Source organism: Pyrolobus fumarii 1A, assembly GCF_000223395.1.
GTDB classification, from domain to species: Archaea; Thermoproteota; Thermoprotei_A; order Sulfolobales; family Pyrodictiaceae; genus Pyrolobus; species Pyrolobus fumarii.
In genome coordinates this window covers 1,162,440-1,183,117 of record NC_015931.1, presented here as the reverse complement: position 1 = coordinate 1,183,117, position 20,678 = coordinate 1,162,440, and the positions used below count along the sequence as shown (strand labels likewise).

23 protein-coding genes and 1 pseudogene are annotated in these 20,678 nt (G+C 57.4%); 14 read left to right on the top strand and 10 right to left on the bottom strand.

Going from position 1 to position 20,678, the window contains the following annotated elements:
* The first annotated feature begins 109 nt into the window (after positions 1-109).
* From PYRFU_RS06250 to PYRFU_RS06225, 6 genes are all read left to right on the top strand, one after another.
* A complete protein-coding gene (locus tag PYRFU_RS06250) occupies positions 110-994 on the top strand; it encodes a fumarate hydratase (RefSeq protein WP_014026812.1) in 885 nt (294 codons plus the stop codon).
* A 97-nt stretch (positions 995-1,091) separates the two neighbouring features.
* A complete protein-coding gene (locus tag PYRFU_RS06245) occupies positions 1,092-2,591 on the top strand; it encodes a 4-hydroxyphenylacetate 3-hydroxylase family protein (protein WP_014026811.1) in 1,500 nt (499 codons plus the stop codon).
* A gap of 20 nt (positions 2,592-2,611) precedes the next feature.
* The gene (locus PYRFU_RS06240) at positions 2,612-3,805 is read left to right on the top strand and encodes a 2-oxoacid:acceptor oxidoreductase subunit alpha (protein WP_014026810.1); all 1,194 of its coding nucleotides are present in this window, start codon (positions 2,612-2,614) and stop codon (positions 3,803-3,805) included.
* 16 nt (positions 3,806-3,821) lie between these two features.
* Positions 3,822-4,718 (top strand): thiamine pyrophosphate-dependent enzyme, encoded by an 897-nt coding sequence (locus PYRFU_RS06235; RefSeq protein ID WP_014026809.1) that lies wholly within the window; start codon positions 3,822-3,824, stop codon positions 4,716-4,718.
* Positions 4,719-4,724: 6 nt separating this feature from the next.
* Complete coding sequence (locus PYRFU_RS06230) at positions 4,725-5,270, top strand: 2-oxoacid:acceptor oxidoreductase family protein (RefSeq protein WP_014026808.1); 546 nt, start codon at positions 4,725-4,727, stop codon at positions 5,268-5,270.
* Positions 5,270-5,512, top strand: coding sequence for a 4Fe-4S dicluster domain-containing protein (locus tag PYRFU_RS06225; RefSeq protein ID WP_048192565.1), 243 nt, complete (start codon positions 5,270-5,272; stop codon positions 5,510-5,512). Before PYRFU_RS06230 ends, PYRFU_RS06225 begins: the two co-directional genes overlap by 1 nt.
* A gap of 26 nt (positions 5,513-5,538) precedes the next feature.
* Here the strand turns inward: PYRFU_RS06225 and PYRFU_RS10520 are convergent, their stop codons facing one another.
* Complete coding sequence (locus tag PYRFU_RS10520; RefSeq protein ID WP_167827872.1) at positions 5,539-6,426, bottom strand: hypothetical protein; 888 nt, start codon at positions 6,424-6,426, stop codon at positions 5,539-5,541.
* Positions 6,427-6,709: 283 nt separating this feature from the next.
* Between PYRFU_RS10520 and PYRFU_RS06215 the strand changes: the two genes are divergently transcribed.
* Positions 6,710-8,719 (top strand): phosphoadenosine phosphosulfate reductase domain-containing protein, encoded by a 2,010-nt coding sequence (locus PYRFU_RS06215; RefSeq protein ID WP_014026805.1) that lies wholly within the window; start codon positions 6,710-6,712, stop codon positions 8,717-8,719.
* Between the two features lie 452 nt (positions 8,720-9,171).
* Here PYRFU_RS06215 and PYRFU_RS10515 read toward each other — a convergent pair.
* From PYRFU_RS10515 to PYRFU_RS06175, 9 genes and pseudogenes are all read right to left on the bottom strand, one after another.
* Positions 9,172-9,480, bottom strand: a pseudogene (locus tag PYRFU_RS10515) (type II toxin-antitoxin system VapC family toxin); the annotation flags it as partial.
* Entirely contained in the window at positions 9,455-9,628 is a 174-nt protein-coding gene (locus PYRFU_RS10510; RefSeq protein ID WP_014026803.1) for a hypothetical protein, read from the bottom strand. The gene PYRFU_RS10510 and the pseudogene PYRFU_RS10515, both read right to left, overlap by 26 nt.
* On the bottom strand, positions 9,612-9,851 hold the full coding sequence (locus tag PYRFU_RS06205; protein ID WP_048191753.1) for a hypothetical protein: 240 nt from the start codon (positions 9,849-9,851) through the stop codon (positions 9,612-9,614). Before PYRFU_RS06205 ends, PYRFU_RS10510 begins: the two co-directional genes overlap by 17 nt.
* 135 nt (positions 9,852-9,986) lie before the next feature.
* Positions 9,987-10,334 carry a hypothetical protein gene (locus tag PYRFU_RS06200; protein ID WP_014026801.1) on the bottom strand — a complete coding sequence of 116 codons (348 nt, stop codon included), beginning with the start codon at positions 10,332-10,334 and terminating at the stop codon, positions 9,987-9,989.
* A 70-nt stretch (positions 10,335-10,404) separates the two neighbouring features.
* Positions 10,405-11,376 carry a prephenate dehydratase gene (gene pheA, locus PYRFU_RS06195; protein WP_052296958.1) on the bottom strand — a complete coding sequence of 324 codons (972 nt, stop codon included), beginning with the start codon at positions 11,374-11,376 and terminating at the stop codon, positions 10,405-10,407.
* Between the two features lie 75 nt (positions 11,377-11,451).
* Entirely contained in the window at positions 11,452-12,396 is a 945-nt protein-coding gene (locus PYRFU_RS06190; RefSeq protein WP_048191751.1) for a hypothetical protein, read from the bottom strand.
* A 192-nt stretch (positions 12,397-12,588) separates the two neighbouring features.
* A complete protein-coding gene (locus PYRFU_RS06185) occupies positions 12,589-13,227 on the bottom strand; it encodes a PaREP1 family protein (protein WP_014026798.1) in 639 nt (212 codons plus the stop codon).
* 430 nt (positions 13,228-13,657) lie between these two features.
* Positions 13,658-14,368 (bottom strand): bacteriohemerythrin, encoded by a 711-nt coding sequence (locus PYRFU_RS06180; protein ID WP_014026797.1) that lies wholly within the window; start codon positions 14,366-14,368, stop codon positions 13,658-13,660.
* A 90-nt stretch (positions 14,369-14,458) separates the two neighbouring features.
* Entirely contained in the window at positions 14,459-15,190 is a 732-nt protein-coding gene (locus PYRFU_RS06175; RefSeq protein ID WP_014026796.1) for a radical SAM protein, read from the bottom strand.
* A 330-nt stretch (positions 15,191-15,520) separates the two neighbouring features.
* Here PYRFU_RS06175 and PYRFU_RS06170 point away from each other — a divergent pair, with 330 nt between their 5' ends.
* From PYRFU_RS06170 to PYRFU_RS06140, 7 genes are all read left to right on the top strand, one after another.
* The gene (locus tag PYRFU_RS06170; protein ID WP_014026795.1) at positions 15,521-16,447 is read left to right on the top strand and encodes an LEA type 2 family protein; all 927 of its coding nucleotides are present in this window, start codon (positions 15,521-15,523) and stop codon (positions 16,445-16,447) included.
* A gap of 131 nt (positions 16,448-16,578) precedes the next feature.
* Positions 16,579-17,220: a hypothetical protein gene (locus PYRFU_RS06165; RefSeq protein WP_014026794.1), complete on the top strand. Its 642-nt coding sequence runs from the start codon at positions 16,579-16,581 to the stop codon at positions 17,218-17,220.
* Between the two features lie 199 nt (positions 17,221-17,419).
* Positions 17,420-18,001, top strand: coding sequence for a PaREP1 family protein (locus PYRFU_RS06160; RefSeq protein WP_014026793.1), 582 nt, complete (start codon positions 17,420-17,422; stop codon positions 17,999-18,001).
* 194 nt (positions 18,002-18,195) lie between these two features.
* Complete coding sequence (locus tag PYRFU_RS06155; RefSeq protein WP_048191748.1) at positions 18,196-18,606, top strand: hypothetical protein; 411 nt, start codon at positions 18,196-18,198, stop codon at positions 18,604-18,606.
* A 36-nt stretch (positions 18,607-18,642) separates the two neighbouring features.
* Positions 18,643-19,380, top strand: a complete 738-nt coding sequence (locus PYRFU_RS06150; protein ID WP_014026791.1) for a hypothetical protein — start codon at positions 18,643-18,645, stop codon at positions 19,378-19,380.
* Between the two features lie 260 nt (positions 19,381-19,640).
* A complete protein-coding gene (locus tag PYRFU_RS06145; protein WP_052296957.1) occupies positions 19,641-20,072 on the top strand; it encodes a HEPN domain-containing protein in 432 nt (143 codons plus the stop codon).
* Positions 20,035-20,529, top strand: coding sequence for a nucleotidyltransferase domain-containing protein (locus PYRFU_RS06140; RefSeq protein ID WP_014026789.1), 495 nt, complete (start codon positions 20,035-20,037; stop codon positions 20,527-20,529). The genes PYRFU_RS06145 and PYRFU_RS06140 overlap by 38 nt, the downstream gene beginning before the upstream one ends.
* Positions 20,530-20,678: the final 149 nt, after the last annotated feature.

Sequence of the window (20,678 nt, the reverse complement as noted above, 5' to 3'; positions counted from 1 at the left end):
TCGCCCCTCTTTGAACCGTTACGCCGGTTTTTGAAACACACTACGGGGCGAGCAAGACCCACCCCTCTAATACCGTGGGTCTCGGGGCGCATAGCTAGGGGCTAGTACAATGGACAGGAAGCTCCTCGTGGACGCTATAGTAGAGGCTATCCGTATCGCCGAGACGAGGCTACCCCTGGACGTCTATGAGGCTATTCGTTCTGCCGCGGAGAGGAGCGAGGGTGCCGCGAAGGCGCAGCTGCAAGCGGTGCTTAGGAACATAGAGGTGGCGGCGAGGGAGGGGCGCCCGATCTGCCAGGATACGGGGCTCCTAACCTTCTACGTGTGGTACCCGAGCGGCTTCCCAATGGGAATGAGGGAGGTTGAGGAGGCCATAATCGAGGCTGTTAGGAGGGCTACGAGGGAGGTCCCGCTGAGGCCTAACGCCGTGCATCCGGTCACCGGTAGGAACTCGGGGGACAACACCGGGCTCCACGTGCCCGTAATACACTGGCTGCCAGCTAAAAGCGAAAGGCTCGAGATTGTTGTGGTGCCCAAGGGTGGTGGCTCGGAGTACCCCGCTAGGCTCTACATGGTGCCGCCAGCCAAGGGCCTCGAGGCCGCGCTAGAGAAGGTGATTGACGCGGTTGTTGAGGCTGGTGGGCTCCCATGCCCGCCGACCATTGTTGGCGTGGGCATCGGCGGCACGGTGGAGGAGACAATGTTCCTAGCGAAGTATGCGGCTACGGTACGCGAGGTTGGCTCCAGGAACAGTGACCCTAGGATAGCGAGGCTCGAAGAGATGCTAGTAGAGGAGCTGAACAAGCTAGAGATTGGCCCCATGGGGCTGGGCGGTTACCCCACAGTGCTAGACGTGCACATTGAGGTTGCTCATAGGCACCCTGCCACATACCCAGTCGCTGTGGCGTTTAACTGCTGGGCGGCCCGCCGCGCCAGGCTAGTCGTAGAGCCAAGCGGCGAGTGGAGAATAGCCTCCAGGCACTACACGCCGTAACGTTTTGCTGGGAGCTGCACGTGTGCATTCCCAAGCAAACGTTTTCAATAGTGGGTTTACTCGCACTTCGCCTGGCGATCCACTCGGGTGGGATTCTTTGGGGCTTAGGAAGCCCGAGGAGTATATCCAGGCTATAAGGCATAGGAAGAAGGCCGAGATCTACGTGCTTGGCGAGCAGGTAGAGGATGTGACTAAGCACCCCTTCCTAAAGCCCACCGTAAGGGCATACGCGGTAACCTATGAGGCTGCGTGGGACCCTGCCCTCAGGAAGCTCGCTGTGGCCTACAGCCCCTACATAAACGAGGAAGTTAACAGGTTCAACCATATTCACCAGTCTCGCGAGGACCTCGAGGCTAAGGTTAAGCTGCTGCGCGCCCTGAGCCACAAGGTAGGCGCGTGCGTCCAGCGCTGTGTCGGATGGGACGCGATAAACGCCCTTCACATCGTCACCCACATGATCGACAAGAAGAAGGGGTCAGATTACCACAAGAGGTTCATAGAGTTCCTCAAGTACGTCCAGAAGAATGACATTGCCCTAGCCGGCGCTATGACCGATGTTAAGGGTGTGCGCTCCCTCCGTCCACACCAGCAGCCCAACCCAGACGCCTATGTGAGGGTAGTCGAGGTACGTGATGATGGCATAGTGGTTAGAGGCGCCAAGATGAGCATCACTGGCGTCGTCACATCCGAGGAGATTATAGTCATGCCCACGCGCGCAATGACAGAGAAGGACGAGGCTTACGCCATATCCTTTGCCGTGCCCCTCGACACCGAGGGCATAAAGATCATCGTTGGCAGGCAGGTGAACGATTGCCGCCGCTTCGAGGAGAACGAGATAGACTCGCTACCCGGCGCCTTCAACCACGAGGCAATGATAATCTTCGACGATGTCTTCGTGCCATGGGAGAGGGTCTTCATGTTCAAGGAGTGGGAGTTCGCCTACCCGCTCGTCGAGATATTCTCCAGCTACCACCGCCACGCGTACGGCGGCTGCAAGTCAGGCCTAGCGGATATCATCATCGGCGCTGCCTACAACCTAGCCAAGCAGATGGGCATCGCCGATAAGCACCACATACGCGAGAAGCTCGTCGAGATGGTCTTCCTCACCGAGGCCATGTACGCCGCTAGCATCGCCGCATCCTGGCGCGGCAGGAAGATGGGCAGCGGGTGCTACTGGGTAGACCCCATGTTCTCCAACGTCGCTAAACAGCTAGTCACCAGGTTCCCATACGAGATAGCGAGGCTAAGCCACGATATCGCCGGTGGCGTGCTCGGCACAGCGCCAAGCGCCAAGGACTTCATGCACCCGAAGCTCAAGCCACTCCTCGAGAAGTACTTCCAGTGCCTGCCAGACTACCCGGCCGAGCACAGGCTGAGGATGGTGAGGCTACTAGAGAACATTAGCCTTGGCGTCATGTTCCTGATCGAGAGTCTGCACGGCGCCGGCAGCCCAGCCGCACAGAGGATAATGATGGGCAGGCTCTACGACTTCGAGAAGGCCGAGAAGATCGCCAAGTACCTGGCTAGGATAGAGAAGGAGCTACCCGAGGAGATACGCGGGAAGCCCGAGCCCTGGAGGAGCGACATAGAGGAGTAAAGCCCGGGGTGAGGGGCATCGTGCAGCTAAAGCCCCTGGTTAAGCTGCAGGAGGAGCCTCCAAAGCTGCCCGTAAAGCCGGGCTACTACTTCGAGTCTGGCGCGTGGGCTATCGCGATAGGCGCTATCCTGGCTGGTGCCAGGTTCTTCGCCTTCTACCCGATAGAGCCTGCGACCGACATCGCCGAGGCGCTTGTAGAGCTATTCCCGAGGGCCGGCGGAGTGGTCATCCAGACCGAGGATGAGATATCAGCGTTGGCTGCCGCGATAGGAGCTTCGTGGGCGGGTGTCAAGGCGTTCACGGCTACGAGCGGTCCCGGCATGAGCCTCATGACGGAGCATATCAGCTATGCTGTGATGACCGAGACCCCTGTGGTGATAATCGACGGTATGAGGGCTGGGCCTAGCACGGGCCAGGCCACAAAGGCCTCGCAGCAGGATGTTATGCAGGCGAAGTGGGGTGCGCACGGCGACTACGAGATCATAGCCTACTCGCCGTCTAGCGCCCAGGAGCTACTCGAGTACACGATCAAGGCGTTTAACGCTGCTGAGAGGTGGAGGGTGCCCGCATTCATCCTCGCGGATAAGATGACCGTCCTGCTAATGGAGAACGTGAAGGTGCCAGACCCGTCTGAAGTGGTGCGCGTCGATAGGAAGAGGCCGCGTGTGCCACCAGGCGACCCCAACTTCAAGCCATTCGAGCCCGAGGAGGACCTGGTGCCACCGATGCCCAGGTTCGGCGAGGGATACGGCATCCACGTCACGGGCGTCACGCACAACGAGCTTGGCGTGGCGGTAAGCGATGATCCGATCGTGCACCACCAGCTGGTCAAGAGGCTGTGTGACAAGATACGCAAGAACCGCGACAAGATCGTCGAGTACGAGGTGTTCGGCGACGAGAATCCGACTCACGTGATAGTCGCGTATGGGTTCGTGGCTCGCGCGGCGAGGAGAGCTGTGAGGATGCTCCGCGAGAAGGGTGTGAAGGCGGCTCTCTTCCGCCCGATCACGCTATGGCCGTTCCCCGGTCCGGAGCTCGCAAGGTTCGCGAGGAACGCCGAGAAGATACTCGTGGCGGAGATGAACTATGGGCAGGTGGTGCACCTTGTGGCCGAGCATGTTGGCGGCTGGGAGAGGGTCGAGCTAGAGCCTAGGATTGGTGAACTCCCACCAACCCCCGAGGAGCTAGCAGAGAGGCTCGTATCCAAAGCCTGAAGGAGGTGAGCGTGTCATGGCGCTCGTGGAGGCGAAGCGTGACTGGCTCTCCGAGGCCAGAGAGAGGCTAACGAGAGAGCACCCCGTGGGCCGCTACGCTAGAGCCAGGGCGCTGCCACACACCCTATGCCCCGGCTGCGGCGCCGGCACGGTGATGAGCGTCTTCCTGCATGCTGTGAAGGAGCTTGTAGACAAGGGGAAGCTTGACCCCAAGAAGCTAGTGGTCATCTCGGGCATCGGGTGCACGGGCAGGCTAAGCGGCTTCATGGGCTTTGACTCCATGCACACTACCCACGGCCGCCCCATAGCCTTCGCCATGGGCGTTAAGCTGGCAAACCCCGAGCTGAAGGTGGTCGTCATTAGCGGCGATGCCGACCTGCTAAGCATAGGGCTTAACCATACGCTGCAAGCCGCGAGGCGCAACATCGACATGACGGTCATAATGGTGAACAACTTCAACATAGCGATGAGCGGTGGCGAGCCCACCGTAACCACACCGGAGGGCTCGAGGACCAAGTACGTGCCCGGAGGCAGGAGCATCGAGAGGCCGTTCAACGTCCCGTTGCTGCTCAAGACCGCTGGCGCGACATACGTGGCCAGGTGGACCACATTCCACCTCATCCAGTTGAAGAATAGCATCAAGGAGGCGCTTCTACGCAAAGGCTTCAGCTTCATCGAGGTGATCTCGCAGTGCCCGGTGCTCTACGGCAGGTACAACAACTTCAGGGAGCCCTGGGCCATGGTAGAGTACTTCGCGAAGAACAGTAGGCCTGTGAGAGACCCCGAGAAGGAGATCTTCGAGGCTAGCATCGAGTTCGGCAAGCCTATACTCGTGGGAGTCTTCCACCGCGACGACTCGAAGCCCGAGTACACCGAGAGGGTGTATCAGGTGCACGGGCTCACCGAGGGGTGAAGAGCGGTGGAGGCGCGCTCGCTCGACGTGAGGATAACGGGGATAGGCGGGCAGGGAGTGCTCACAATCGCGAAGATACTGGGTAGCGTCGCCGTCCAGGAGGGCAGGTACGTGACGCTAATCCAGAAGTTCGACGCGTTCATATCGGGCGGCGAGAGCACCGCCGAGATGAGGCTCTCAGAGCAACCCATAGACTTCCCGCTATTCAAGGAGGCTGACGTCACCGTATTCCTAGCGCCGAAGACGGTGCCGCGCTACGCGCACCTAGTGAAGCCCGGAAGCATCGTCATCGTGAACTCGGACGCGGTTAAGACACTACCAGATCTCAACGCCAAGGTCTACAGCATACCAGCCTCGAGCACTGCCATACGCCTCGGTAACCTACGAGCAGCCAACATGGTAGTCCTCGGCGCACTCGTAGCGGTGGTCCCGCTAGTCGACCCGAACAAGGTTGCAGACGCCATCGCAAAGAGATACCCGAAGTTCGCCGAGCTCAACACCAAGGCCTTCTGGGAGGGATACAAGATGGTCAAGGGGGAGGTGAGCGGGTGATGCCCAGGCCCGTCGTGATAGAGGACTTGTGTAAGGGCTGCGGCCTCTGCATAGGCATCTGCCCCGTCAACGCCATGCACAAGGCGGGCAAGTACGACAAGCCACTGTTAACCATAACCGGGCAGAAGTTCAACAACCAGGGCTACCCCGTGGTAGAAGTCGTAGAGCCCGCCGACAGATGCACAGGATGCCTCCTATGCGAACACATCTGCCCAGACCTAGCGATATATGTAAAGAAGTAACGTAGCAAGCTTCTATGTGGTTCCAGCTATGTTGTACCGCTCAATATCTTTTCAAGTCTCCTGGCATGATCTACATACTCTTTTTCACGTAGCAACTGCGGAAGTATATGAATAAGCATCGAAGGTGTTACAGCAGCTACGTACCCCGAGTTAGATATGAGGACAAGAACCTGTCTTTCCGCACCTACGAACCTATCTAATACGTTCTTTAACACATTATCGTCAATTATTCCAGCAAGTTCGCGGGCAAACTCGAGCAAAGTTGGAGGACCTTGTTGTATACAGCCTTTTTCCCATCGATCTGGCCTAGCCAAGCACTTGATGAGTTGAAGATAAGTGAGCCCCCTACAAGTGTACGTCTTGCCGCCTATTGTTATTTCCAGCACTCTATCACCATTGCAACATACTCTAAATGTTGTAGCATCATAGACTCTTAGGATATCTTGGCCAAGTTGTTTCATACGCCACATTGTAATGTTATTGAGTTTTCTCTTTGGCGCGTTTGACACATCTTTTACCCTTACCACCAAGTCTGCTCTTTTATCAACATTTACGATTATGTCGCACAACATGCACTTGCGTGTTTGAATTATAACTGTTGTTAATGGTGCAAGATATCCAGAAACTATCGCATCGGCTGTGGCTGGGCTAGGAGCGCTATTTATATCAGCAGTAGCATGTACAAATCCGAGTGCATATGTGTTTAAAATGGTCTGTAAATTGTGTGTACATATGGTGTGGAGGAGACTAACTTTAGTCTTGTCTATTATGTATTTCCAACCAGCGGTTGGAGAAGGCGCGTCTATAGGTGCTTTGAGCTCAATTAACAAGATGCGTGAAAGGCCTCCTAATATGACATCTCCTAACTTTCTCGGAGGAGTTTGACCTTTGTATGCAATATTAACGTGACTCACAATACCTGCTCCACGTAGATGCCCAAGTGCTTCTATAAGGCTAGTTACCGCACTATCTTCGTATGTATATTGGTTTGTACCCATATCGCCCTCTTCATATCAACACAACAGTAGCACTTCATAATCGATATGGCATACTTCTATGCTTCTTTCCTCGCCTAATTGAAAGACAATGGTATTACCGAATATTATGATTGATGCCGAGTTTGCTAGCTTCATACAGTAGTGAATAAAGGAGTAGTTGGTGCTTGCAAGGTGTTATGGATGAGGTGTTGTACCAGTCGTGGCTAGGAGGGTTACTGGCGAGGCTGCGACGAGGCTATTCCGTAGTATAATGAGGGTTGTCTGGTGGTCTGAGGAGCTCGGGGTGCCCGTCTTCGATAAGGGCGGTTGTAGAGGCGTGTGTTGGAAGCTGCGGTTGACGCAGCCTGGCGATCTACGCCCGGCTTTTGAGCGCGATGTGGAGGTTACCCGCGAGGCTATCGAGTATAGCCTTGGGGGTGAGGCCGCGAAGAGGCTGTTGCCTGGAGGGTCTCTAGTCCTGCTTAACCGTGTGCAGGCTATTGATGCGGCGGATGAGGTTATCGTCGGCGGGCGTACTATCGGGACGCGTATGTTCGACTTGTATAGGCGACGCTGGGTATTCAAGCCCGATTACTTTGGCGCTGTGCTCCTCTACCGTGAGGGTCTCGGGCCGCGTGCACGGTCTCGGGTGCCGCTGAGGCCCGGCTCGGTCATAGAGCGTAGTGATCTCAGGGTGTACGAGGAGCCTCGTGAGCCTGGCCTCTTTCTCGTGCTTAGCGATGGCAGGAGGTTTGGGGTTGGTAAGCTCCTGGAGACTGGCGCTGTCCGCGTCCAGAAGGTGTTTGATGCTCCGCCGAGGCGTGCCTTGGAGTCGTGGGAGGCTAGCAGGGCGACGCTCGACGACATTATAGAGGCTAACGTGGAGCACCTGGAGGCGCTGGAGGAGGAGGCTGTAGGGTGGCTGAGGAGTGTTCTCGACCGCGGCGAGCCCATGGTGGCGCTGAGCGGCGGCAAGGATAGTACTGTGGCGGCGGCGATCGCCGTTGAGGCTGGAGTGTCTCGCGGCTACTTCTTCGACACTGGGATAGAGTTCCCGGAGACGGTCGAGACGGCGGAGAGGGTGGCTGATGCGCTCGGCCTAGAGCTTCTCGAGATCAGCGCGGGAGACACGTTCTGGAGGGCCCTCGAGATATACGGGCCGCCTGCTCGCGACTACCGCTGGTGCTGTAAGGTCGTCAAGTTCGGGCCCCTGGAGCGCGGTCTAAGGCCCCACGTGAGGGGAAGCCTCCTCACGATCACCGGGCAGAGGGCCTTCGAGTCTACAGCTAGGGCCCAGGCTGGCCGCCTAGCGCCTAGCGCCACCACCGGGCGGCACGGCGACCTCGTAGCCGCACCGATACAACACTGGACCAGCCTCGAGGTACACATGTACATCCAGTGGAAGAGACTACCCCTCAACCCGTTATACACCATGGGCTACGAGAGGGTCGGCTGCTACCTGTGCCCGGCCTCGCGCCTCGCCGAGATAGAGGCGGTTCGCGATACGCACGCGAGGCTCTGGAGGAGGTGGGAGTCTGCACTCCACCGGTTCGCCAAGAGGGCCAGCCTACCCCGAGAGTGGGTGGAGTACGGCTTCTGGAGGTGGAGGTTCGCATACCCCGCCGAGATAGAGGCGCTCGCAAAGCGCCTCGGGCTTAACCCCAGGGAGCTGCTGCGCAGGAGCATGCTACTCTACGCCACCCTCAGCATAGAGCCTACACCAGACGGCCGCGTGGCTCGCGTCCTACACCCCCGCACGAGGCTCGACCGCATCGACCTGGATGCGTACGAGAGGCTGCTTAGCGCCACGAGGCTCAGGGACAGGGCGAGTAGGGAAGGAGACCACGTCAGGATAACCGACGAGGAGCTGGGAGTAGAGGCCAGGGTGTATAGCGACGCGCGCGTCGAGATAATCGGCGAGCCGCGCGACGCCAACAAGTTCGGTGCCTTCGCGCGGCGTGTACTAGCACCACTCTACATGATAGGCGCGTGCGGAGGATGCGCAGTCTGCGTCTCATCGTGCCCAACGGGCGCCATGATAGCGCCGCACACCGTCGACACTAACAAGTGCAGATCCTGCAGCATATGCGTCAACGTGTGCCCAGCCGGCGGGAAACTAGCAACACACGCAGTGAGACTCCTAGAGGAGAGCGTAACGAGCCAAAAGAGGCCGAAAACCAGCACGGGCAGGAAGACGACACGCAAGCCGAACAAACACCGAGGAAGATGAGCATCCCGAACACGAGCGTTACAGGCGGGGAACGAGACGCTCTATTGAGTCGCGCCCCGGCACACAACCCGCATCATAGTGGAGGGATAATCTTGCCCGGATAGGGATGAGTATGTAGCTTGTATCCTTGCAACCATGTTTAATAGCCTCTCTTGGCGTGTTGTGCACTTGGCGGTGAGGAGCGCCAACTACGCTGAGAGGCGTGATGACTAGCTTGGCGGCCCGAGCCTTGACTCTACCACCGGGGCTGATGAGTGGGCTACCAGGGTGACCCGCCGCGGGGTGAGCGCGTGATCTCGGGGGCTGACCCCCTCCCCCATACCCGGCAACCAGTGACGCGCAAAACCGTGAAGTTCCCTAGTAGGCAGCGTGCATTGGGCGTGTTTTGCTTGTAGTAGACGAGGAGGGATTAGTTGTTTGCAATGCTGGATGCGTAGTGGTGTTGCAGGAGACTAGCTCTGTGTTCTGTGCTCTCCGGGCACGTAGACCACGCGTTCCTTGCCTAGCAGCTTGGCGGCGGCCGAGGCTTGCCCCGAGTCCAGCGTGTAGAGAACGCCTCTTGTGAGCACAGCCAGCGCTATGTAGACTGCATCTTGCCCCGTAGCGCCGGTGGCCACCATCACCTCTGCTGCAAGCCTCAAAGTCACGTCGTCAATTGCTACCAGCCTTATGGGTAGCCTCGCTAGAGCCTCTAGTAACGGTGTTATGCTCCTAATAGCGCCTCTGAGTAGCGCCTTACGTAGCCCATTGAGGACCTCCGCCTGGAAGAGACCGTTGCGGTGCCAACATGGCTGCCGTGGTTGCCAGCGCCTCGAGAGTCCTCCTAGCGGCCTCTGTGTGCTCGCTGGGAACGAGAGCCTCTACAACAAGCGACGAGTCAACAACAGCTATCTTAGTCGTTTCGTGCACACCTCACAGCCTCTACAACCTCATCGGTTGAGAGCCTCGAGTCGCCCCACGCGCGCTCAGCTATCCTAAACGCCTCCCGGAGCCTCTGGAGTGCCTCACCGCTAGCCGCCTCCGCAAGCCCAGTAAGAACCTCACGCACCACACTCTGGTACTCCACCCTCTTCTCCTCAAGAACCCTCTTCACCCACGCAGGAACCCTCACACTCACAACAGAACTCGTCAAACCACGAGCACCGTATACACGGGTATACACACTGAACCCTCTTTTACATTCAACCATAACCATGGTGTCGCCACGCCCAGCACGCCCCTAGAGAATCACGTGGCTAGAGACGGTGTCACGCGTGTCCGTCGGGTGTTAACCCTGGCCGTGCTCCTGCCTGTACGACAAGTAGGCTGCCAGGGTGCCCACCAGGAGTAGCATGATGAGTAGCGGTGTGTGCTGCAGCGCTAGCCTACCCGGCTCGCCCAGGGATGTCACGACGCTCCTCGAGACTCTACCCGCGTTAAACCCCGCTACGAGCGCCAGCCACGGGTACACATTACGACCACGCACGATCATCGCGGCGAAGACAGCGTACGTGACCGCCAACACGATGTTCTCGTAGAAGATGAAGGGTGGGAGGCTCACAACAAGATCCATACCAAGATACCCAGCGACAAGCAGAACGAGAAGCCCAAGGAGGACCCTCTTGGCGCGACCCAACGCGTAACGCACCTCGCTCGATACTCGTGGAGGGTAGGCGCGTATAGACGGTTGCGACCTGGTTGAGCCTCTACCCGTGGAGGACGGGGTAGGAGCCCAGGACGCGGAGCCACAATGCCCTCTTCTCGGCCTCCTCGAGGGCCTCCCGGATCTTCTCGTCGCGCCTAGACCCCTCCATGTCTATGAAGAAGTAGTAGCTCCAGGGGCTGCCCGGCACAGGGTACGAGTAGATCATGGTGAGGTTTATCCTCCTCTCCGCGAACACCTCGAGCAGCCTATAGAGGCTCCCGGGTTCGTGCCGGACAGCAGCCACTATGCTCGTCTTCGAGCCCGTCTCCGGGTTATCCCTGTGGTGCAGCACGAGGAACCGTGTGAAGTTCGGCCGTGTTGCTAGCCCCTCGGCCACTATGCGCAACCCGTAGAGCTCAGCCGCTAGCCTCGAGCAGACGGCCGCCGCTCCATCCTCGCGCGCAGCCATCTCAGCCGCCTTGCTTGTGGAGGCCACGGGTATCAGCTCAGCGTGCGGCAGGTTGCGCTCAAGCCAGTCCCTCGCCTCTCCCAGCGCATGCGGGTGCCCATACACCTTGCGCACCTCGCCATCGCTCCTAGCCGCGAGCACCAGCACGATCGGGTGCACGTACTCCGCCCAGACCCTCACGACATCCGCGCTCTCCGCGAGGGCTCTCAGCGTCTCGCCCACCGGGCCCTCAATGCTATTCTCGTAGGGTACCACCGCGTAATCCACAACACCCTCGACGAGCATCGTGACCGCCGCGGATATGCTATGAGCCGGCATCTCCCTGGCAGCGCCGCCAAAGACCGCACGGACAGCCTCGTGGGAGAAGCTCCCGCGAGGCCCCAGGAACGAGACCCTCGGCGACCCCCCAGCAGCCAACCCCACGAGCCTCACAAGAGCAGGGCGAAGCCAACCCGGTGTGTCTTCCGGCACCGGGGGTGGCCCAACACGCCGGGCAACCTCCTCTAGCCTCACGGCAGCCTCGATAAGCTCCCTCAGGGCCCTGCCGAGCTCCTCGCCCACCACCAGCCCACCATCGGACGCGTCTGCCCAACCCTCCTAAAACACCCCGCGAGGCGCGGCAACAAACACAAAGTCGCGTCAAGCCCGGCTCGCCGCGCTAGCCTGCAACTCCCTCTCGACGACAATGTCCCTCGCGAAGGGAATGTCGAGCACCAGCCGCACACGGTACGCGGGCAGCACCCCGCCGACACGCAAGCCAGTAGCCTCGGCGAACGCCATGGGGGAGAAGCGGCGAGGGATACTCACCACAACCAGGTGCTCGCCGGGCGCGAGCCTCTCCTCGAAACGAGCCTCACCCGTGCCATGCACCCGGCACAACACGAGCCTAGCGGAGCGCCCCTCGAGGCTAGCCAGAAGCTCAGCCCTCGCACCCCTAGCCCTCGACCTCGAGACAAGCACGAGACGCCCCCGTAGCCCCTCTCCACTAGCAACCTCCAGAAACCCAGCATCGCCCTCGTCAACGGCATCGAGCCTCGTGTAGCGGAACACCGGGGGCACAGCAGGCACCACAGCTATAACCACACCATCAAGCCCGGGCTCCTCGAGTAGAACACCCTCCAGGACAACAGCACCAGAACCATCCTTATCCACGACGACACCCCACGACCCGCCAACCCGGAACGAGTCGCCAACAGTAACCTCGCCAAGGGGCTCCACGCGAGCCTCGAAACGGTAGCTCCTCGAGCGCCCCGTGCTAACCCACCAGCCGCTAGACGCGATCAGAACCCTCCTGGCAGCGACGCTCCTAGAGAACCTCAACACAGAGCCGTCAAACCCGGCTATGAGTTCGACAGCTCGAGAGTATAGTCTCTCAAAGCGCCTATGCACAACAAGCTCGTGGATAATGATCAAGCCTAGGAGCAAGCCAAAGACCAGTATGAAAGCAACAGCGGGTAGAGGAGCACCAGCAGCAAAAATAGAAGCAAAAACAAAGAGGAGTAGAATGAAGGCAAATGCTCCTACGGCCACAAGTGTGGCAATACTAGACCCGTGGAGCACGGGAACTATACGTAACCCTTGCAAGCAGTCACACCAGACTGAGAGATGCCCCATTACCCTCGCAAGTAGATACACTCTCTGACCTTGGCTATGGGTACTCTCTAGAGAGCTGGGGTGAGCGGCGCTTAGAATTAACCGGTGGCGGGCTAACCAAGTCGCAACTTGTCTCGCTGCGAGATCGAGCCTGGATGCGCGATACTATGCGGCGAGGCCCCATTACACGCCTTTCAGCCTCTCCCTCAGCGTCTCTAGCGCCTCCTCATGCATGCTACTCCAGACTCTCTTCTCGACTAGCACCGGCTTCAATCTGTCACTGATGATCTCGACTAGCCTCTCGAGCAGGTAGATGATGTCGCTTACTGCCTCTTCACGGCTACGGTACTTCGAGAGCTCTAGGTCGGGGTCGGGACCGTGGTACTGGTAATCGTAGAGGTCTAGAGCTTTGTCCGTCAAGGGGCTATAGTACCTGTATCCCACCTCCTCAAGGAGCATTGCCAGCCTCTTTAGCCTGCTCGTCGGTACCCTCGGCACAGCCCTCTCGGTCAACCACCTCTTCTCAGCGCTGCTCTCCAACAAGCTGGTGATGCGGCTCTTCTCAAGGACTAGCAACGCGGCCGTCAAGGCCCTCCAAGCTTGGAAAGCCTTTCCAGCAGCGTTCCTCGTATACCCTTCACGGATATACTCGAGAGCCAGGAGAGCCTCGAGAATAGCCTCGAGAGTGCGAGCCGAGGCATAACCCAGAGGATCGCGACTAGGCTTAGGCAGCGGCTCCTCAAGCCTAGTGGCATCCACGCCGCTAGCCACACTTACACCAACAATGTGCAATAGACAACCAGCAGCTATAGGCTTGCACAATATCATAGGCGCTAAGGTAGGATAGAGCTGTGTCTTCTCCTCGAACTCTTGGCGTGTATACTAAGGCGCTTATGGTAGCATCCACAGAATCGCTTTGTAGGGTTGTCCCTCGTGAGCTAGCCATGCTATCGGGTTTAGACGCTGCCCATACGCATAGTCTACCTCGCAATCCTCGGGGAACGCCTTATGCTACTATAATCCACAGTCGTGTGGATAGCATCTTAGCATGTTATCTTGGCGCGTGTTGTTGCTTGATAGAATCGTAGCTACTTGTTAGACAAGGAGAACTAGAAGTTCGCGACTATAGGTGTTTGTTCTGAGACTGGGATCGGGATCAAGATACACGAGGGTGATAGTTTGCCGAGGTACGTCAAGAGTACCGGGTATTGCGCAACACATTGGGGTGTCGCACCGGGTGTCCCCAAGGGTCCTAAGTTAGTTTCCGGACGGTGCTTGCCGGTAGCTTGCCTGTCTCCACTAGCCACTTGCCGTAGTCTCGGTCTGCGCCCAGGATGTGGTTCTTCACCCACTCTGCTAGGAACGCCATCATCTCTATGCTGGCGTGGGGACCCGCCTCCTTCAACACATTGTTCAGGTCGTCCACCTTCTTTATGAACCATGCGTGCTGCATGCGGTGCTCATCTGCCCTGGGGTACCCGTACCTGTCGAACAGCCTCTCTTCCGTCGAGAAGTGGAAGCCCGCGTACTCGCGCATGAAGTGGAGAGCCTCGTAGGCGTGTGCAGCCCTACCCTCCACCAGAGCCTGGTAGAGGTTGTTGAGGACCCTTACGAGCTGCTTGTGCTGCAGGTCAATGCCACGGATGTAGACAGTGAACTCATTGTCGTTCCAGTCGTAGAACTTGCTGCGTAGCTTGGCTACCCTGGCCTCGACGGGCACCCTCGCCGCCACCTGCTTCACAACATCCTCGCCATAGGTCACATTACCGTCGAGCATCCTGGCCGCCACCACCTCACCCCTAGAGACGATTAGCTCCGCAACCTTGTCGCCAAGCTCTACCACAACAAGGCATGTAGAGTCTGCACATATGTTCGCCAGATCATCCAACCTCCTTATCAGCGTAAACTCTACATTCCGTATCGCCGGTTTAAGCGCCTCCATTAGGCTGCTACGGCCTGCCATGCGCGTCACCCAAGAGTGACAGTTAGGCTTCCCTAACTTACTTTAAAATGTTGCTCAAGACTCGATGGTTAGATGTTCTAACCAATCTGGTTAGACTGTGCGAGCATAAACCCTCTTTACCGGCGCGCCAGCCTCACGGAGTAGCCTCGCAACCTCCTCGACCAGGCGGCGCCCAGGATTGCAGTGCTCCCCGCACCACTCCTGGTCGCGGGGCTCCGTGTACGGCCTCCCAACAAGCTCATTCACAACCACGTAGTGCTCTGCGCCGCGCAGCGCCTCCACCGCCTCCCTATAGAGGCGTAGGTAGTCGCTGGGCTCCCAGCCCCTGGCTACAACCACACGCAGCTCCACGGTCACACCGAGGCCCGACGCCACCCGGAGGCACTCGAGGAGCCTACTGTGGTACCAGCTGGGGTCCACGCCAGTAGTCCACGGTGGCTTGAGGTCCACCGCCAGGTGCTCGATGAGCCCGCGTAGCCTCCCGAGCCTCTCGGGGAGCGTACAGTTAGTGTCGACACTCCTCGCGAGCCCTAGGGCCTCCACGCGCTTCAGGAGCACAGTGAGAGGCTCGACCTGGAGGAGCGGCTCGCCCCCCGTCACGTGGAGATACTCCACCAGCCGCGCCGCGCCACTCAGCGCGGAGAGCACCTCCTCGATACTAGCCCGACGGCAGACGTCCCCACGCGCATCTGCAATCCTCCAGTTGTGGCAGAAGGGGCACCTCAGGTTACACCCGCAGAGCCATAGCGTGAAAGAGACGCGACCGGGTATATCCACGAGGCTAGGCGCCCTCCAACCACCAACCAGCATATACACGGCCACTAGGCGCTACACCCTAGTGCCATTAGGCGACTCCAGGCTAGAAGCAAAGAGCCGAACAGACCACTCCAGAGGAACGCTATCAACACAATAGTGTAAGCACCGCCTCCATGCAACACTCGCCATCCAATGCTCATAGACGCGTAGCGTTCAACTTAGTGCGTCCTATCCTCCACTATCGCGGTGAACACCCCGACGTCGTTACCACCCTGTTAACAATGCAAGCTTCACGAGTTATAGCCGGATAGCCTCGCCGTGTACAGCCCTGCACAGCGGTCCACCCTGCCACACTTATACTAGTCTATATGCACTAGACACGCATGGTGACTCGGTTTGAGTAAGCTTATCGTTGTGCTAGTCCTGCTTGGGCTTCTAGCCACGATAGTCTATGCGGGTATGGTCTACACGGTAGCCAAGAGCCTAGAGGTGCGCATGGCGGGCTTCGACCCGTTTAGCCTCGCGTCGGGCGCCCTAGACGTCCAAGTGGAGATTAGCAACCCGTCCAGCCTCCCAGTAGTGATATGCATCGACAGCTTTAGGGCTAAGGTTCTGCTGGCGGGCGAGACGATAGCGCGCATGGCTAGCGTTGAAGGTGTCTGCATCGGGCCCAGCGACACCGAGATCATGGAGGTGCGTGTTGAGCCCGTAGCCGGGGGTATAGCCGAGAGCATCATGTCTGTGCTAGCTAAGGGCGAGAAGCCAGAGCTGGTTATACGGGGTTACGTGGAGGCCCCGGTGACTATCTTCGGCCTCAAGCTGCCCGTGAAAGTCACCATACCATTCGAGAAGCGCATACCCATCACCGCCACAATACCCGCGGGGCAGGAGAGCGGCGTGCCCAGCGACGTTATCTCGGAGGCGGCTAGCAAGGTGAAGGAGGTGATCCGGGAGCTAGAGAAGATAATAGCTAGCAACCAAGGCGGCAACAACCTAACCCTCGCGGTGAAGGTTGTCTGGTTGTGCAACGGCAGTGAGTGTACCACGGCCAAACCGGGCGACCGGGTGGACGCTGTAATCGTCCTTGTGGGTAGCGCGAGGGATGTGGTCGTCCGGGTCAAGCAGGATAGGAGGCTCCTCCCGGACAAAGTGGTAGCAGAGAAGCGCGTCCCCACGGTGAACGGGAGCGCCATAGTCCATGTTACCTTCACGGCTGAGGATGGGGTCACAGTCCGAGGCTACTTCGTGGAGGTCGAGTGGCCCGAGGGGAAGTACGTGATGCCGGACAGCTACCCACCACGCCTCGCGGTCAAACAGGGCTAGCGGCACAACAGCCCCACCCGATGAGGACGGGGGTACCTACACGGCAGGCACCATTGTATTGCCACGGGGCGGCCGCCAAACGAGACTATAGTCGAGCTGATAGCGGGTAAACAACCGGGCTCGTCTAGGCTTTGGGCTACGACTCACCCGAGGCTATACAGAGACGCGTGGCTATCCTCGTCCAGCGTCTCGAGTCGCTACTCGAGACTATAGAGCAGGTCAAGATGACCATTGTCGAGGATGAGCGCAACCATGTGAGTGTTGCCGTCCTGGGGCGCACCCTCCACGTAACCTCCGGACTCCTATCCGCGGATACCCTCGCTAGGGAGGCGTGGGTATCTCTCCTAGCCACGCTCCTAACCGAGACTAGCACCGTGACCCGTATCTTCCGGGGCATCAGCCTAGCGGGCTTCGCCATGCTAATCATACACCTGTTGTCCAAGAGCCTAGGGATACGCGACGTCCCCGGCGTGCTAGCCGCTATCATGGCGATAATCGGGCTCCTCAGCATCGCCGAGTGGTATGCACGCCTCCTCGCGCTGAGAGACTCGCGGAGCAAAGCGGAGAGGCTAGACGCGCTCCTCCGGGGCACAAACCCCGAGTATAAACGCTTAAAGAGCCTCTTCGAGAACACCCTGAAGCAGCTATACCACCTGGCGCTCAGAGGCAGCGCTAAAGGCGCCAAGAGCATAGCCGGGCTAGGGCTCGTAACGTACAACGTGGAGATGAGGGACAAGCGCATAACACTAACAGCTAGGATATCGAGAGCCTAGTAGTGGCATGAGCCACGAGACTTAGAGTAATACAATTTGTGCCGCCAGGTGTGGGGCGCTCGTTGCGAATCATGCTACGACTCTGCGCGCTCAGCTAGAGTATGGTGGCAGAAAACCCTTGACATTACGTGCGTTATGTATGTCTTCCTTTAGGGCAAGGTATATGATGAGTTGTTTCAAGCTAATATGGAGCTAGACGGTGGGCGGGCTGGAGCTGAATACGCTTGAAAAGCCTCTACCTAAGCTTGTTAAGGATCCCGCAGGATACGCTTCAACAAGACTCTTGGAAGCGCTATTAGAGTCCATCCTTGCTCTCGAGTTCCTCGAGAAGGGTTATACAAGAAATGCCGCGGGTAAAGCCTTCCAAGCCTGGAAGGCTCTAACAGCAGCTATCCTTGCTCTCGAGCTACCTAGGCTCGAATCGCTGTTAAAAAGTGAAAGGGAGAGGAAATGGGTGAAAGAGAAAGGAATCCTACGAACGCCCACGAGCAGGTTGCTTGCGTTAGCATCTCTACTCGAGAAGCTAGGTTACGAGCATTTCAGGGCATACACGCATGTCGCTCTCAATCTTCACGAGTACCAATACCATGGTCCGGATCCAGACATGGAGTTAAGCAGATACCGTAGCAGGGCAGAAGCGGTCGAGGACATAGAAAGGCTCATTAAGGTAATCGTCCGGCACGTGGAGAGGCTCGGAAACAAACTCGGTGAGAAACACACGTCGGAACATAAAGAGGCGTTGGAGCATCTCCGGAAAAGGCTCGAGAAGATTCACAACTAAAAACATCTTCGAGGCTCGCAAAGCTCTAGGGCTAGAACGCCGTTGTATCACGGCAAGCCTGGCTAACCTCTGCAGAAGCTGAGGCGCGAGGAGTGCTTATCGAACTCATTATGTGTGAGTATAACCGTTTTCGAAGCTCTAATCCATTTGGCGAGATACATGTGTTACCTATCGAGCCTGGGGTTAGGCTAGCTATGTCTGTATCCAACCCGGAAGATACATTGAGGAACATCGTGCGGAGCAAGATCGTCTTTAGAGCGTTGAGGCATGTAGTGAAGAGAGTTGAGTCTTTCAATTCAGGCAGGTTCCCGGTGGCAATCGAGCTTGTGGGGCTAGGCGGCTCTGCACTGCTCGCTGAGGATGTTGGAGATATTGATGTGGTTCTAGGCTGCTCTGTTAAGAGAGAGTACGTTGCCGAGTGGAAGTCCTTCAAGCGCTTGCTTCACGAGAAGCTTGGGGAACTGTGGCTTATTATAACTGAGGTTTCTTCTCGCAGAGGAAGAGCAACTATAGACGCTATTATAAGCGAGTATTACGACCGCCTCCGGGAACTTGGGTTCAAGGACTGGTGGATACGTGAGTGGTTCAGGTGGCTTCGGGTCTAGGATTTTAGACACGCAATCGCCTCAATCGTACATTTAGTGCCATTCGATGTGAGAGACCTTGTAGGGAGGTACGTTAAGCATGGGTGGGGAGGGAGAAGGCTAGAGATCCACGTATACTCTGTTGATGAGAATGGGGTTGCCATCGGCCTTAACTCTAAGCCGACGATACCGTACGTAGTTGTATGGCGCAAGACGATAGGCCTGGTAAGGCCCTCAGCGAGGGAGCTGGAGGAATTCTACAGAGCGCATTACAGGGAGTTGAAGAGAATCGCAATAGATGTGGTCGAGGGCAGGTGGGCGAATCTACCGCCCATCTATTGGGAGATCGGATATGCACTAGAAGCTAACGTGGATGGGGTGAATGACTGGTCGGGGATTCAAGATGAGCATCTGAAGCTATGTGCAAGGATAGTCGGCAGTGTAGCCGCTGAGGCTAAGAAGTTGCTCCGAGATAGGCTAAAGCGGCTGGCCGGGCTCGTCAACACGGTTGAACCCAAAACAGTTAACGAGTACCTCGTTCTGGGCAACGAGTTGAGAAAAACGCTCAAAGAGCTGCTAGCACTGTCGTACATTGTCAACAGCCTGACAAACAGTTTGACGGTCTCTGATATTGTGCTGAGGAACTGTAGAGGATGCACGGAGAGCTTTGTAAAAGCGGTGGAAGAGTATATCGTCCGGAGTGGCGGTAGACAGGGCTTCAGGAGGAACACACTCAGAGAGGTGCTGAGGCAAATACTGTCCTCTATCAGCGTCTCGTGCGTGACGCCTACTTGATAACCAAGCTGCTATAGCGACAGAGATGATATAGTCTGTATGGTGGCTGCCGGGAAGCTACTAATGTGTAAAAACTGGGACTCGATCTATATGTTGACTCAGAGTCGATAACCTCGATAAGCACATTCTCGGCTCACACGCCGTCTAACTATCTTGTGCTATTCTTTTCTTGCTGGGTTTGACCCAGGATGGTTGTTGCTGGTGTTTTGCGCAGCCTACTTGTGTTTCAGTGTACTGATGGAGCTTGTGGGGTTCCGCACATGGGTTTCTACGAGGAGTTTGCCCGTATGTTTTTCAGGGAGGCCGTGAAGGACCTTGAACGTGCTCGTAGAGCGTTTCGTGAGGGTGATTATCCGGAGGCTGTTTTCCACGCACAACAGTGTGCAGAGAAAGCTGTCAAGGCTATGATAGAGGCTAAGAGAGAGTACGTGTATAACCATGGGCCAAGGCTTGCCTCGATATTCGTGAGGGTTTTCGAGAACGAGTGGAGACCGGAGTTCGAGGAGGTTGTCGACTCTATAGGATGGTTCACCGAGTACTACACGAGGAGTAGGTACCCGTTTCTTCTTCGAGGCAGGGTCGTGTCGCCGGACGAGTTTATAGATGCTGACACGGCTAGAGAGGCTATTGGTAGAGCCGAGAGGGTACTCAGGATTGCAGAGAGTTATCTCCGGGAAAGAGGAATTGTATGAGAGGATTGTGCGCGTTGTGGAGGACGTGCTGGGAGAGGGCGTCGTAGGGATTGTTTTGTTCGGGAGCACCGTGTACATGGGTCGAGGAAGAGACATAGATATACTCGTGGTGGTCGACGGGGAGGTTGAGGTAAGGGAGAAGTTAAGGCTCGAGCTGGAGATCGCGAAAAGACTGCGTAAAGCCGTTGGGGACCTTGCGTTCGACATCCACGTCATGGACCTGAATAGCTTCATGCAGAATCTGACCCCCGGAAGCTTTCTAGCGGGGCTTGCACTAGGCTACGAAGTGCTACTAGACAGGACGAACATAGAGGACAAGATACTCAAGTTCCTCCAGGAGATGTCCAAGGAGAGACACATACTGCACAACAAGTATGGCACATGGGACCTAAGCCGCTATGCACGCATCACACTGAGAATAAAGAAGGCTAAGATGAAACAAAGGCACTCGACGTAACACCATTTTACACCGTCGGTAGACAGGAGCTAACAGTCCCAAAGAGATCAGGGCGTGGATCCTAAGGCAATGTACGGCATTGCAGTAGGATGAGGAGACTGTGGGCGTTCATGTCGTGAGCAAAACCGGTAATGTGTATTCTCTAGCGT